This is a genomic window from Dyadobacter sp. OTU695, assembly GCF_038440355.1.
Classification (GTDB): domain Bacteria; phylum Bacteroidota; class Bacteroidia; order Cytophagales; family Spirosomataceae; genus Dyadobacter.
In genome coordinates this window covers 154176-168719 of record NZ_JASATN010000011.1, presented here as the reverse complement: position 1 = coordinate 168719, position 14544 = coordinate 154176, and the positions used below count along the sequence as shown (strand labels likewise).

General features: G+C 48.8%; 15 protein-coding genes. 4 read left to right on the top strand and 11 right to left on the bottom strand.

What is annotated here, in order from left to right:
- Positions 1 to 4: 4 nt before the first annotated feature.
- The 5 genes from AAHB90_RS20320 to AAHB90_RS20300 all read right to left on the bottom strand — a co-directional run bounded on the left by AAHB90_RS20320 (position 5) and on the right by AAHB90_RS20300 (position 7209).
- Positions 5 to 2695, bottom strand: coding sequence for an MGH1-like glycoside hydrolase domain-containing protein (locus AAHB90_RS20320; protein WP_342087029.1), 2691 nt, complete (start codon positions 2693 to 2695; stop codon positions 5 to 7).
- A 158-nt stretch (positions 2696 to 2853) separates the two neighbouring features.
- Positions 2854 to 4554, bottom strand: coding sequence for a D-alanine--D-alanine ligase family protein (locus AAHB90_RS20315; RefSeq protein WP_342087028.1), 1701 nt, complete (start codon positions 4552 to 4554; stop codon positions 2854 to 2856).
- A gap of 161 nt (positions 4555 to 4715) precedes the next feature.
- Positions 4716 to 4973 (bottom strand): NifU family protein, encoded by a 258-nt coding sequence (locus AAHB90_RS20310; RefSeq protein ID WP_342087027.1) that lies wholly within the window; start codon positions 4971 to 4973, stop codon positions 4716 to 4718.
- A gap of 68 nt (positions 4974 to 5041) precedes the next feature.
- Entirely contained in the window at positions 5042 to 6148 is a 1107-nt protein-coding gene (gene apbC / locus AAHB90_RS20305) for an iron-sulfur cluster carrier protein ApbC (RefSeq protein WP_342087026.1), read from the bottom strand.
- A 59-nt stretch (positions 6149 to 6207) separates the two neighbouring features.
- Complete coding sequence (locus AAHB90_RS20300; RefSeq protein ID WP_342087025.1) at positions 6208 to 7209, bottom strand: GSCFA domain-containing protein; 1002 nt, start codon at positions 7207 to 7209, stop codon at positions 6208 to 6210.
- 152 nt (positions 7210 to 7361) lie between these two features.
- Between AAHB90_RS20300 and AAHB90_RS32835 the strand changes: the two genes are divergently transcribed.
- The 4 genes from AAHB90_RS32835 to AAHB90_RS20285 are packed head-to-tail and all read left to right on the top strand — an operon-like array spanning position 7362 to position 10621.
- A complete protein-coding gene (locus tag AAHB90_RS32835; protein ID WP_446717917.1) occupies positions 7362 to 7802 on the top strand; it encodes a DUF6934 family protein in 441 nt (146 codons plus the stop codon).
- Positions 7799 to 7954 (top strand): hypothetical protein, encoded by a 156-nt coding sequence (locus AAHB90_RS20295; RefSeq protein ID WP_342087024.1) that lies wholly within the window; start codon positions 7799 to 7801, stop codon positions 7952 to 7954. Before AAHB90_RS32835 ends, AAHB90_RS20295 begins: the two co-directional genes overlap by 4 nt.
- Positions 7941 to 8798: a glycoside hydrolase family 16 protein gene (locus tag AAHB90_RS20290; protein WP_342087023.1), complete on the top strand. Its 858-nt coding sequence runs from the start codon at positions 7941 to 7943 to the stop codon at positions 8796 to 8798. Before AAHB90_RS20295 ends, AAHB90_RS20290 begins: the two co-directional genes overlap by 14 nt.
- A 38-nt stretch (positions 8799 to 8836) precedes the next feature.
- Positions 8837 to 10621, top strand: a complete 1785-nt coding sequence (locus AAHB90_RS20285) for a DNA polymerase III subunit gamma/tau (protein WP_342087022.1) — start codon at positions 8837 to 8839, stop codon at positions 10619 to 10621.
- On the opposite strand, the gene coaE is transcribed toward AAHB90_RS20285, so the two are convergent.
- The 6 genes from coaE to nusB form a co-directional block, all read right to left on the bottom strand.
- Positions 10618 to 11229, bottom strand: a complete 612-nt coding sequence (gene coaE, locus AAHB90_RS20280; protein ID WP_342087021.1) for a dephospho-CoA kinase — start codon at positions 11227 to 11229, stop codon at positions 10618 to 10620. The genes AAHB90_RS20285 and coaE overlap by 4 nt on opposite strands.
- A gap of 18 nt (positions 11230 to 11247) precedes the next feature.
- Positions 11248 to 11865, bottom strand: a complete 618-nt coding sequence (locus AAHB90_RS20275) for a hypothetical protein (RefSeq protein WP_342087020.1) — start codon at positions 11863 to 11865, stop codon at positions 11248 to 11250.
- A 132-nt stretch (positions 11866 to 11997) separates the two neighbouring features.
- Entirely contained in the window at positions 11998 to 12297 is a 300-nt protein-coding gene (gene yajC / locus AAHB90_RS20270; RefSeq protein ID WP_342087019.1) for a preprotein translocase subunit YajC, read from the bottom strand.
- Between the two features lie 50 nt (positions 12298 to 12347).
- Positions 12348 to 12806, bottom strand: a complete 459-nt coding sequence (locus tag AAHB90_RS20265; protein ID WP_342087018.1) for a DUF1573 domain-containing protein — start codon at positions 12804 to 12806, stop codon at positions 12348 to 12350.
- A gap of 5 nt (positions 12807 to 12811) precedes the next feature.
- Entirely contained in the window at positions 12812 to 13117 is a 306-nt protein-coding gene (locus AAHB90_RS20260; RefSeq protein WP_090151559.1) for a YtxH domain-containing protein, read from the bottom strand.
- 100 nt (positions 13118 to 13217) lie between these two features.
- Positions 13218 to 14384 (bottom strand): transcription antitermination factor NusB, encoded by a 1167-nt coding sequence (nusB, locus tag AAHB90_RS20255; protein ID WP_342087017.1) that lies wholly within the window; start codon positions 14382 to 14384, stop codon positions 13218 to 13220.
- Between the last annotated feature and the right edge of the window lie 160 nt (positions 14385 to 14544).

Here is a 14544-nt window from a genome sequence, read left to right as displayed (position 1 = left end):
GTCCTTATTTACCGATTTCCAGCGGTTCCTTTTCGACGGCGGAAAACGACTCTTTCGCGGTTTTATGGATCAATTCGGCTACCAGGCCAGTCCAGCCCGTCTGATGGCTTGCGCCGCAGCCGCGACCATTATCCCCATGGAAATATTCGTAAAAGAGAACGTGGTCATTAAAATTAGGGTCCTTCTGCATTTTCTCGTCGTGGCCGTACACCGCGCGTTTTCCTTCTGAATCCTTCTTGAAAATATCGATCAACCGGCAGGCAATCGCCATCGCTGCGTCCTTGATCGTCGTGAGGTTACCGGAATTGGTCGGGTATTCGATCATGAAATCCTCGCCGTAGTAGCTGTGGAATTTCATCAGAGAGTCAAAAATGAGGTAGTTAAGCGGGAACCAGATCGGCCCGCGCCAGTTGGAGTTACCGCCCATAATGTCGGTCAATGCCTCCGCCGGTGTGTAATCGACCTGCAATACTTCCCCATTGATGTAGAATTTGTAAGGGTTCTCTTCGTGGTATTTGGACAATGCGCGCACGCCGTAGTCCGAGAGAAACTCACTTTCGTCGAGCATCCGTTTCATGATCATCTTCATCCGGTGTCCACGCAGGATCGAAAGCAACCTGTTTTCTCCTTTCCCTGATTCAAACCAGCGGGAAATCAGACGGGCGAGATCGGGACGGTTGGCCAATACCCATTCAACGCGCCGTTTGAATACCGGCATTTTGTCCAGATTCTGTGGATCGAGTATTTCAACTGCGAAAAGTGGTATTAGCCCTACGATCGAACGTACTTTCAAAAGAATACTCTGACCATTCGGAATATGAATCACGTCATAATAGAACTGATCCTCTTCATCCCAGAGACTGATCGACTGGCTCTTTCCTCCAATGGACTCCATCGCACCCGCAATATGTAGGAAGTGTTCGAAGAATTTGGAAGCCATATCCTGGTAAACCGGGTGTACCAGCGCTATTTCCACCGAAATGCGAAGCATATTCAAAGTGTACATCGCCATCCAGCCCGTCGCATCAGCCTGTTGCAGCTTGCCGCCGAAAGGCATGGGCGTCGAGCGGTCGAATACGCCGATATTATCAAGTCCCAGAAAGCCTCCGCTGAAAATATTGTTGCCGGTATCGTCCTTCTGGTTAACCCACCACGTGAAGTTCAGGAGTAGCTTATGGAATATTTTTTCCAAAAATTCAATATCCCCTACGCCATTATTCTGCTCCCGGTCGATTTCGTAGACTTTCCATGTTGCCCAGCCGTGTACCGGTGGGTTTACGTCCGAGAAATTCCACTCGTATGCGGGTATCTGCCCGTTGGGGTGCATGTAGTACTCGCGCAGGAGGATTTCGAGCTGCCTTTTGGCAAAATCGGCGTCGACCCTGGCCAACGGCACACAGTGAAAAGCCAGATCCCAGGCCGCGAACCACGGGTACTCCCATTTATCGGGCATGGAAATGATATTGGCGGCGTACAAATGCTTCCAGCCCGAGTTTCGTCCCCATTTCCTGCCCTGGTTGGGCCCTGGCTGGGCAGGATCGCCTTTCAGCCATTCGTATACATTATAATAATAGAACTGCTTGCTCCAGAGCATTCCGGCGTACGATTGCCGCTGGATCGAGCGAAGGTCGCTGTCAGTCACGTCCCCCTGCAAATCGTTATAAAACTCGTCGGCCTCGCGGATCCTTTTATTGAACAAGTCTTCAAAACCACCGAAGGGTTCCGAAATCGAATGGTTCACAAAACGCAGGCGAAAAGTAGCGCTCTCGCCACCTTTGATGGTTTTGGTAAAACGCGCCGCAGCTTTTGTACCGATGTTGTTCGGATTAACTGTATTCGATTTCTGGCCGCTTACAATATAATCGTTGATACCGTCTTTCGGATAAGCCGTATTGTTGGCCGTTCCGTAAAGCTTTTTAAAGTTAGTCTCATTCTCGCAGAACAGCAGTTCATCCGCACCGTCGAGGTACAGGTTATACTTCCCGTGTTTCCGGTGCGTCACTTCTATCAGCCGGTTGGAAATACCGTTCATGATCGGCTTGTAGTTGAACGCCTCGTACCCCCACGACCAGGTGTTCCGGAACATGATTTGCGGCAGCACGGTGATCGGCGCGTCGTTGGCACCGCGGTTAAAAACCGTCACTTTCATGAGGATATCCTGCTCGTCGGCCTTGGCGTGCTCGATGAAGATATCGAAGTATTCGTCGTTGTCGAACACCCCCGTATCCATGATCTCGTATTCCGGGTCCTGCTTGCCGCGGCGCCCGTTTTCCTGTCGCAGTTTGTCATAGGGAAATGGCTGCTGCGGGTATTTATAGAGCATTTTGGTATACGAATGTGTAGGCGTACTATCGAGGTAATAGTACATTTCCTTCACATCTTCTCCGTGATTCGACTCCCGGTTAGTAAGGCCGAAAATACGCTCTTTCAGTATCTTGTCTTTATGGTTCCAAAATCCGAACGAAAGACATATATGTTGCTTGTTGTCAGAAAAACCACCGATTCCGTCTTCGCCCCAGCGGTATGCTTTGGACAGGGCCATTTCGTGGGTAATGTAGTTCCAGGCGTCGCCGTTCCCACTATAATCCTCCCGTACCGTACCCCATTGACGCTCCGACAGGTAAGGTCCCCACTTCTTCCATCCCTTGTTTTCTTTCTGAAGACTTAACCTAACTTTTTCAGCTCCTTGTGCCATTAATCCGTCAATTTTTCGAAAGGAATGAATTTCAATAATTACCCAATTTAGAAAACCGGTTTCCAAAAACACCAGAAACCGGAAGAAAATTGAAAAAATTTAAGCGCTCATAAATTACTCATAATGAGCCATCACAAGTAACCCGCGCCCACTTACGATCAGGATACGGGATGATCGATTAGGGCAACATCATAGGATACCTCGCCTGCAAAAAAGGCGGTCAGAGCCGCAGCCCGCTGCGAAGTTTCAACCAGTAACGGATGGCGTTCGGCGTGCAGGAGCTCCTCCACATCCGAGACATACTCCTTGAACATCAACGGATTGGGAAGTTTATAAAATTGGCCGTCGGTGGATTTGAGTACCGGCACCGGGGTCACCTTGCCTTCCGCATTTAAAAGGCCATATCGGCGTCTTGCTTCGACATATGCTTCGTCGGTTGGGTCAAAAACAATGTGCTCAACCGGTTTATCGGTTGTCAGGCCGGCAGCGATTTGCTTATCGAGCGTTTCGAGCAATGCGCGAAGCGCCCACGTTTGCTTACCCGAGCGTATGCGCTCGCGGAGTGATTGGCGGACCAGGTATGTCAATGCCTGTGTCACGTTCAGCCCTATTTCAGCCATTTGTTTGAAAATGAAGGAAGTAGGCGACATTCCAGGAATTGTGTTCGGGTCATGGAGCAGGATTGTGCCGTTTTCGGTGAGGAATCCGTCAATCCGTACACACGCGTTGATGCCCAGTTGCTGGAACACGCTGGCGATCATCTGCTGGATTTCCTGGTTCTTTTCCAGGGTTGTATCCACGGGAATGCGCTTACGGCTGGCGCCGGGCTTATATTTTGCATTAAAATCAAAGACCTTCACCATTTTGATCACCTCGCTCGGCGGCAATGCGAGCGGAGAACCGTCGTCGAACTGGATACAGCCGCAGGAAAATTCCTGCCCATTCACAAATTCTTCAACCAGTACCTGGTCCTCGGCATTGGAACTACTCAGCAGCACGTGGTTATTTCCTTCCGAGAAGTAGATTTCCAGCTCGCTGATCAGCGTCGTAGGATGATAGATCGTTTTTCCGCTCAACACGACCGGAAAACCAATTCCTTCGTCCAGATTAGCTATTTTTTGTCCCCAGGCCAGTTTTTCAGCCTCGTCAAACTCTTTCCAGGTATCCGCATCCAGCTCGATCTGGAAAAAGCATTGATTAACGGCGGATACGAACTCTTCCAGCGAATCGTCCTTCACAATGGCAACGCCGATAGACGAGCCCTGATGTGGTGCCTTGATCACCAGGGGCAGCCCAAGGTGTTTTTTCAATACCTGGAAAAGCAGCGGGTAATCTTTAGGTATCCACTGGTTATAGCGGAGCGTCCAGCTCTTCTTTTCCTGCCCGTTGACAAGGGCGATCATTTCGTTTTGTAATATCTTATCGATACCCACAGCAGAGCCCATTAAACCGGGACCGCTATATGGGATTTTGTACCATTCGAGTAGGCCCTGAATGGCCCCGTCCTCGCAATCAGGACCATGCATGGCCAGGAACGCGAAGTCGAAATAGTCCTTGAATTCGGAAGGAGCTATCAGCTTACCGGTTTCGGCGGGTACTCCGGCCGCGGCGAGTTCAGGAAAGGACTCGATATAAGTTTTGAAGCCATCTTTTTGAATGCCGGGAGCAGGGTAAAAATCGCGGATTTCAGTCGAATACATCAGCTCTTTTTGCAGCAGGATAAATCTCCCAAAGCTGTCCACAAAAACCGGTACCGGCTCAAAAAGTGACTTATCGAGGTATTCAAATGCTGTTTTACCGCCTGCAAATGATATTTCCCGTTCGCGGGAAGGGCCTCCAAAAAAAATTCCGATACGCATGTTAACAATCCTGATTAATGCATTCCAATGATGCCCGCAATATAAGCGACTAATCGGGAGGAATCAATTTATGGTTAGTTACCGCGGCGATTAAAACGCAAAAAGCAGCTTCCCGTACAGGAAACTGCTTTTGACCAATATCGGATATAAGTTTTCCGCTATTATGCCAGCTCGGGCACATTCGAGGAAACAACCTTATTAATGTAGGGTACAGCTTTGCGGATCGATTCTTCCAGACCGGCCCGGAAAGTCATTGCGCTCATCGGGCAGCTCTGGCAGGAGCCTTGCAGTTCCAGCTTCACAGTCAGGTCGTCCGTCAGCTCCACCAATTTCACATCGCCTCCGTCTGCGTGCAAGTAAGGACGCACCGTTTCGAGCGCCTGCTCGATCAATTCTATGGTTTTTTCTTTTGAATCCATTGTTAAAAAGTCTGTCTGCTAAGATGCAAGATTATATCCAAAAAATCAAATCATTCAGTTACTAACTGCTAAACCTGGATTTCGACAGGCTGCGTCCTGGCCTTCGACGCGTTCCGGATCGCCACCTGCTGCGCCAGTGCTTCCGCAGCATCCATAAACGCATCATTGACGATCGGATTAGTATTCATTACCGCCGGACGACCTTCGTCCCCAGCCTCTCTAATGCTTTGTACCAATGGGATCTGGCCCAACAAAGGCACTTCGAATTTATCCGCCAGCGACTGCCCGCCTCCTTTTCCAAAAATATGGTATTGGTGATCGGGCAGCTCTTCGGGTGTAAACCAAGCCATATTTTCGATTACGCCCAGAATCGGTACATTGATCTGCGGCTGTTTGAACATCGACAATCCTTTTACGGCATCGGCCAATGCTACTTTCTGAGGCGTCGTCACCACCACTGCACCGGTTACCGGGACGGTTTGTACGAGCGTCAGGTGAATATCGCTGGTGCCGGGAGGCAAATCGATCAGCAGGTAATCCAGGTCGCCCCAGTCGGTATCGCCAAAAAACTGGCGTAACGCCTGGCTGGCCATCGGTCCTCTCCACACCACCGCACTATCGGGGGGCGTCAGGAAGCCGATCGACATCATTTTAATACCGTACTGCCTGATCGGGTTGATATAGTTTTTGCCGTCTTTGGGCGTGATCGTCGGCTGCATATCCTCCGCTCCGAACATCAACGGAATTGAGGGTCCAAAAATATCCGCATCGATGATGCCTACTTTCGCGCCTGAACGGTGCAACGCCATCGCGAGGTTTGCCGTAACAGTCGATTTGCCTACTCCACCCTTTCCGGAAGAGATCGCGATCACGTTTTTCACGCCTGGAATTAAAGGGCCTGTGTGACGGGTCGTAGTTACATTTGCCGTGAGCTTGATAATCACCTCCACATCCGGGCTCAGATGCTCATGGATTGCATTTTCGCAATTCTTTTTGATCAGTTCTTTAAGAGGGCAAGCGGGGGTGGTGAGTACTACTGTAAACCGCACCTGGTTTACGCCTATTTCTATATCCTGGATCATACCGAGCGTCACCAGATCTTTTTTGAGATCGGGTTCTTCCACAGTACTCAATGCCTGCAATACTTTCTCTTTATTGATTGTAAATTCTCCCATTATGATGGCTGGTACTATGACTTAATACTATGCAACACGAAATGTACCCAATGAGTTTGTCACATTCCCGGAAATTGTCCGATCCTTCGCTCCACTTCCTCCATTTCTGCCGACACATCCACATTTCTGGATATCGCATTGAGCTTGCTCCACAACGATTTCAGCATTTTAAGATGTCCGGACGTAAAACCATGCAGCGGGCGATGTGCCAGGCTATCCCGCACTGATGCCCATTCCTTCATGAATTTCAATGCCTCCGGTTCCATATAGGTCTGGACAAATGCATTGAAAATGTAATCTTCCGCAACAGCGCTCGGGTGAATCAGATCTTCCTTATAAAACCGGTAATCTCTCAACTCGTCGATCATGATCTCATACGACGGAAAGTAATCCACGTGCTTGTATTTCTCCGAAAGCCGGTGAGCTACGAGCCGTAATGTCGATTTACTCACCTGATTGAGCGCAAGCGTGTCACGCGTGTGGCGCACGGGGCTTACGGTGAGCAGAATGCGCAACTTGCGGTTATAGGGTATCAACTTCTGGATTAACTGCTCGAATGCGATCGTAATCTGATCGAAATGGAGGAGCTCCTTAATGAAACGATCACTGGGAACCTTATGGCAGTTGCCGACGATCAGGTTTGTCTTCCGGTGCCTGTACGCATATGCGGTACCCAATGTTATCACCAGCAAATCCGCCTCCGCCAAATATTCACGGATTTCATCAAGCTGATCCGAAAGCTGGGCATCCAGCGCGGCCTGACCCGTAGCCCATTGCGATGAGTGGAAATCGTGGTGCAGCCAGATTTGGTCGGAATTTTGCAGGAACAATGCCGGATTGGGCCTTTTCCCTTCCACCGCACTGTCCAGTATTTTACAGATCGTCAGCGGGTTAAACACCGTACCCAATGGGTTATTAAGTACATCGAACTTATACCCCGCCAGCTGGCCTCCCAATACTTCGGCAAAACACGAGCCGATCGTTAATGTTTTAGTTTGATGGTCAATCTTCGAATCAGGGGCAACCAGGGCAACTTCCGTACTCAACTTTATCTCCTTCATTATATAAAAAACAACAAGCGGGCCACAAAATTAAGCATGAAACCTCAGGATTTCACTAAATGCTGGCGTTTAGCAATTTATAATTTGGTGTAAAGGGATTTTTTATATGTTTGAGGGAGATCTCAAACACACTATAATATAATAGTCACCTTATGCAGGAGAAGCATTACCCGTACACCTCCACTAACACAGATTTCCGTTACGAGTTTGAGAGCATTAGTACCCAAAAGACGGTTAAAAAGGTAGTCAGAATCACCCGGACCGACGTGTCAAACGTCTTTAATCTAGCCCTTTTCGACATTCTTAATGACGGGACCCTGTCCGACATTTCGGAATCCCGAAATAGCGATTTGAAAATGGTACTGGCAACTGTATTTCATATCATCAACGACTTTTATACGCAAAAACCAGGTGCGTATTTGTTGTTTAGGGGAAGCGACTCACGTCGGCACAGACTCTACAGCATTGCCATTGCAAGAGAATTTAACCAAATTTCTGAGCGTTTTATAATACATGGCCTCAAAAATGATACGTTGTACCCTTACGCTCAGAACTGTCAATTTGACTTTTACGTAATCGAACAAAAACTATGAAAGGGACGAGAAAAGTACTTGAAGAAATCAGCACAAAAGAAGAAAGTTTTGTGCAAAGAAAATTGGATGAAGCCAATGCCTTGCTGCGCAGGATGGATATATCTGTTTTTGAAAACAAAATCGATCCAAAAAGAAAGAATGAAAGACAATAGGCCTGGACTTAATCGAATTTTGAGCTTTGGCTGCCTGGCCATATTTGTTTCGGTGACAAGCTGCGCCCAGCCAGCGAAAAGCCCGCCATTAACTGCGAAGCACGAATTCGCCCCCACCCCTTCCTGGCAGGACGAATTCAACTACACGGGCAAGCCCGACGCGGCCAAGTGGGGCTACGACCTGGGCGATCACGGCTGGGGCAATAACGAGCTGGAAAACTATACGGACAAGATTGAAAATGCAAAGGTGGAGAACGGCAATCTGGTGATTACGGCCATTAAGGAGCGGTCGGGTAAGCAGCAATACAGCTCGGCACGCCTGGTTTCGAAGGGCAAAGGAGACTTTCTATATGGAAAGTTCGAAATCAGGGCAAAGTTACCAAAGGGACGCGGGACATGGCCTGCGATTTGGATGCTGGCCAGCGGTAAGGATTATGGCAACAAAGGCTGGCCGGACAATGGCGAGATCGATATCATGGAGCACGTCGGGTTCGATCAGGACCGCCTGCACGGCAACATCCATACAAAGGCATTCAACCACGCGATCAAAACTAATAAGGGCAACAATATCGTAGTAAAAGGGCTCTCCGAGGATTTTCACGCGTACACCTGCGAATGGACGCCCGAAACGGTGACGATCCTCGTCGATGGCAATGCCTATTTTACATTCAAAAAAGAAGCAGGTTATCGGTGGCCCGAATGGCCGTTCGACAAGCCTTTTCATTTAATTTTAAACATCGCCGTGGGTGGCAACTGGGGCGGGCAAAAGGGCGTGGATGACAGCATTTTCCCACAAAAAATGGAGATCGACTACGTGCGTGTTTACCCGCTCGTGACGAAGTAACGGCTTTGAAAATCCAGTGCACGGAAGTATCTTGCACCATGGATCATTTCGTTGTTTCGGCCAGGAAGTATCGTCCCGTCACCTTTGATTCGGTGGTAGGGCAGTCGCACATCACTACCACTTTAAAGAATGCCATTCGCACCAATCATTTAGCACAAGCTTTCCTTTTCTGTGGTCCCCGCGGTGTAGGCAAGACCACTTGCGCGCGCATTTTGGCGAAAACAATCAACTGCCAGAACCTGGGCGACGATGTGGAGGCTTGCGGCGAATGCGAGTCTTGCGTGAGCTTCCAGAACAACGCTTCTTTCAATATCCACGAACTCGATGCGGCTTCCAACAACTCGGTGGAAGACATCCGTAATCTGATCGACCAGGTGCGATACCCGCCCCAGACCGGGAAATACAAGATCTATATCATCGACGAGGTGCACATGCTGTCGCAGGCTGCATTCAATGCGTTTTTGAAAACATTGGAAGAGCCGCCTTCCTATGCGATTTTCATCCTCGCAACGACGGAAAAGCACAAAATACTGCCCACGATCCTTTCGCGCTGCCAGATTTTCGACTTCAACAGGATCCAGTCGAAGGACATTGCGCACCACCTTGCGGATATTGCTCAAAAGGAAGGTATTAACGCCGAGCATGAAGCCCTGGAACTGATCGGCCAGAAAGCCGACGGCGGTTTGCGGGATGCTCTTTCGATGTTCGACCTGAATGTTACGTTTTCCACCAATAACCACCTCACTTACGCGGCGGTGCTGGAAAACCTGCATATCCTCGATTACGATTATTATTTCAAAATCACCGACGCGCTTACTGCGGGTAGCATTGCACGCTCGCTGATACTCTTTGATGAAATTTTAAGGAAGGGGTTCGATGGACACCTGTTTGTGATCGGCCTTCTGGAACACTTCCGGAATCTGCTCGTTTGCAAAGACCCGGCGACGGTTACCTTATTGCAGGTTTCCGAATCGGCTGAGCGGAAATACCTCGAACAGTCGCTCATGGCAGATTTGAGTTTTCTGCTGTCGGCGCTAAGCATTACGGGGCAATGCGATATCAATTATAAATCGGCGAAAAACCAGCGGCTACATGTGGAGCTCTGTTTGATGAAACTCGCCAATTTACCCCAGATTCTTCAACTTCATTCTCTTGCCGCCGTTGATGAAACGGCAAAAAAAAAAGTTGAGCCTCAACAATCCCTGAACAATCCGGCCACTGTCGCACCTCAACCTGCCGCGCCCGCCAATAGCCAGTCATCCAATGGAAGCCACCACGCACAAGCCGTTGGGCAACCCTCGGCAGCGCCTCAACAAGCCGCCGTGCAGCAGACCGCGTCTTCGCGGCTTAAAAACACAATTTCACTCACAGCCTCGCTAACTCCTCCTGCTCAGGCAGCAAAAGAGGCTGCAAAACCGACGGTTGAATACACGGCTGCTTCAAACAACACTAAAAAAGAGGAACTTACCCTCGCGAACCTGCAACGCTTTTGGTATGAATTCTCCCAGAAGCGCCTCCAGGCAGGCAATTCAACAACCGAGCAAATCACCCTGAACCGGGAAATTCAGCTGAACGGTATGACAATCGAAATCGCGCTGGATAATGATCACCAGCAGGATGCGGTAATGAATGTGCGGTATGAATTGCTGGGTTTTCTGAAATCGCGACTCGATGCACCCAAACTGGATATCAATCCCCGTGTTGCGCCCCAGGAGGTGAACAGACTACCTTACACGCCTGCCGAGAAATTCAATTTTATGGCGGAAAAGAACCCTTACCTGCTGGAATTAAAGCAGGCATTAGGGCTGGATGTGGATTTTTAGATACCCGTAGATTTCTCTTTCCTGAAAATTTCATGGAGCCGCAGGACTTGCGGTATCAGCTCAGAAGCATCGTCGTTGTACACGATATAGTCCGCTATTTCCCGCCGGGATTCGTCGGATACCTGTCGCTCGATAATCGCCCTGATCTCCTGTTCAGTGCGCTTATCCCGCTGCAATATCCTTTGAATGCGCAGTTCGACAGGCGCCTCCACCACAACGACGTAATCGACGGCATTGGCCTGACCGGCCTTTGCCATAATGGCAGCCTCTTTCACAACATAGTGCAATCCAGTATGCTGAGCCACCCATTCCTTGGTATCCCGGAGCACAACAGGGTGAATGATAGCGTTCAGCGCTTTCAGCAACGGCTCGTTATTGAACACACTGGACGCCACAAACCGGGTATTATAAAGCCCCGCGCTATCATAAGCTTCCGGTCCGAGTAAGGCTACAACTTTTTCGCGGATTTCCGGATCGTGATTGGTAAGCCATTTGGCCCGGCTGTCGGCATAGTAAACAGGGACATCAAGGCATTCAAAAAGCCTGCAAACCATACTCTTGCCGGAACCGATACCTCCGGTAACACCTATCAGAAGTGGAAGCTCCATGGAATTGTTGGTTAAAGGCTATTGCTGCGGTGGTGCGCTGAGGAACTGCGCGACTTCGAAGCTCACGTACACGTCGCGGTGGCTCACTTCCACAAGCGGGGAAACCGGCAACGGTATAGGCAGACTTTCGTCGTAATTGTTCTGAATTTTCGGTGTCGGTACGCGGACCTTGATCGTATCCGGGTAAGATTTGATCTGCGATACCGGGCCGTCTACTGAGATAAGCGAGGGTGATACATTGATAAAGCTCGAAATCACATATCCTTCGCGGATGTCAATCCCGGTGCTATCGACACGGATAGGGATGATCTTTCTGATTTTGGGCTCAAAACTAAGTTCAAAAGTATCTGCTACCACATAGTTGACGTGTAGGTTCGGGAACATTTCCGTGATCTGTTCCGTAAGCGTGGTGGAGTTAATAAAGTTAGCCACATTCGGATTTTGAACGCGGTATACCACCGGATTGGCATTGAAATTCAACCAGGATTTTTGAAGCAGTGTCCAGCCGTCCCCCGTTACATTCACCGAAATCCTTTTGGGAAGCGGCTGCATCGGCACATAAGCCGAATTATCGTATTCAATCGACAACGGATAATTCAGTTTAAGAGAATAATTGTCCTTGTTGAGGACATTCATTAACCAAAAAAAGGACGCTGCAAGCAAGCATCCTATAAACGTCTTGATCCTGTTCTGGTTGGGTGGGACTTGACTCACAACAATTTTGAAAATGCATGCATTGGCGGCAATGCATGCCGTTCATGATTAGTTTTACCCGGCGATGGTACGCGAAATGGCGGATTTGTCAACCGTCAGTTTGACACCTTTGTCCAACTCAAGCGTAACCGTAGCGTCCTCTACCGTATAGATCCTGGCATGGATTCCACCGATTGTCACTACCTGATCGCCTTTTTTCAGATTGTTAAGCAATTCTTTTTGCTCTTTTTGCTTTTTCTGCTGGGGACGGATCATGAAAAAGTAGAATACCCCGATGATACCGACCCACATTACGACCTGGTAAATCATGCCTTGTGAGCCGCCGGCTGCCTGTGCTAAAATAGAAAAATTCATTGTAGTAGATGGGTTGTATAAATGTTTTACGAAGTGCTGCGACGCAACGGTTACTTATTTGCCGTTACCGAATCTGCTGCTGCTGGCTGAGGAGCTGCATTCACAATACCTTTCAGCCTTAATTCTATATTTGCCGGTTCCGTATTGGCATAAACAGTGATGGTCTTTACCTGAGGACCAGCCTTGTGTTTGCTATCGAAACGGACCTTGATGCTCGAAGTTTGCTTCGGCCCGATCGGGTCTTTGGGCCATTCGGGCGTTGTACACCCGCATGAAGAGCTGATATTATTGAGAATCAGCGGGTATTCACCATCGTTGCGGAATTTGAATTCGTGTTCCACAATGGCGCCTTCCTGGATCGTGCCGAAGTTATATTCCGTGCTATCGATCAAAGCAAAAACAGGCAGTTTCGAATTTGCCTGTTTTTGCTCGCCGTTCTTTTCATTTTTGGAGCAACCGGAAAAAGCAACAGCTAATCCCAGAAACGCGAAAAGAGCTATTTTTTTCATAAATGTTATTCGCTGGCCTGGCCTTTGATCTGTGCCATGAGGCGGTCTACATCTTCCAAAAGCTTTTCGGCTTTTTCGCGTGCATCGTTCACAACACGTTCGCCTTCCGTTCTGGAAAAATTATCAGGCTGATCCTTTTTGTCCACCAGGTCCTGAATGACTTCTTGCAGTTTTTCCCGGTATTTCGAGAGTCTGTATGTGAGTTGTGTCCTCAGAACTTCTCCTTTGTCGGGAGCGTACAGGATACCCAATGCCGCGCCGGTGGCACAGCCCGTCAGGAATGCGATTAAACTATTACTGGTTTTACTCATGATTTCTGCTGTTTTTTTGCTGCAAACGGGTGTCAGCTCATTTATTTATAATGGCCTCCAAAAATTGTTCCAATATACCCGGCCACAATTTCGTCAGCTTTTACTTATTATCAATCAATCCGCGCCCGCTTTTTCTGATCACGCCTTCCTTCGCAAGTTTGACCGAAAGCACGTCCAGGACGCCGTTCACAAACTTACCACTTTTTGGGGTACTGTACCTTTTTGCGATCTCAATAAACTCGTTGATGGTGACTTTCACCGGGATACCCGGGAAATGGATGAGTTCCGCGAGGGCCGTTTTGAGGATAATAAGGTCCACGAGTGCGATCCTTTCCAGTTCCCAGTTTTTCAGCTGGTCTTCCAGATAAATATCATATTGGTCGCTTTCCTTCACGACGATTTTGCAAAGTTCTTCCACAAATGCCCTATCCTCTTCCCAATCCTTGGTAAGCGGCGCTAGCTGGAATGTGTGGGCAGAATCGGCAGTACGCAAAGTTTTGATCGCAAGGCTGCGGATCAGTTCGCTGTGGTCTGCCCAATAAAGATCGCGTTGTTCGAGGTAATCGAGCGATACCTCGTGTTTGAGGATAACCTGGCGCAGAATGTGCTGGATAATCTCCTGGTCTTCCTCCGGCGTATGTGTCGCCGATTTACAATATGCTTCGTAAGTTTCGTCCTTTCTCAATGCCTCCCGGTAAATCTTCCGGATCAGGTTCATTTCGTTAGTCCAGTTGATGCCGCTGCGGATTATCTCCTCTTCAAGCGGTTTATCTTCCTGCAAAACCTTGATCACCCGGTTGCTATCCAGTCCCGATTCTTTGGGAAATGGCGCCTCCGGATCTTCGTACCTGCGCTCGCGGTCGATTTTTGACTGGTGTGAAAGTTCGATCAGCATCGACAGGATCCTGATGAAGTCAACATAAATCGTTTCCGTCTCATTCAAAACCCTCCTAACGAGTTTTTCTCCATCCGAACTAGTCTGCCGGTTGTATGCCTCATAGGCCGTTCGGGCCACTCGCAATACCCGATCGGGAATTTCTTCGTCTTCGTTGGGCTTGCCATTCTTGATGAATTCGTCTAGTGTCATATTCGCCAGTCGCTTCATTCCCGAGAGTTTTTTCTTGTCCTGAAACTCCATGGAGTTGAGGTCTGGTGCAAATGCCTCTTCGATATGGTCGAGTGCCAGTAAACGGTTCGCATCGGCTGTGAGCTGCCGCGCATAAAGTGCCTGAACCGCCTTGGTTCTTAGTAATCTTCTATTCAGCATAAGCCGGAATACTATTTGGATAAAAGGTACAGTAAATCAAAGAACGTATCTGCATGTATTGCAGGGGCCATTCTGTGCGTACCCTGCATGGGATGTTTTTAAAATCGACCGCAAAATTAGACTATTTTGTTCACAATCGGAAAATTGAAGCCCGTCCTTT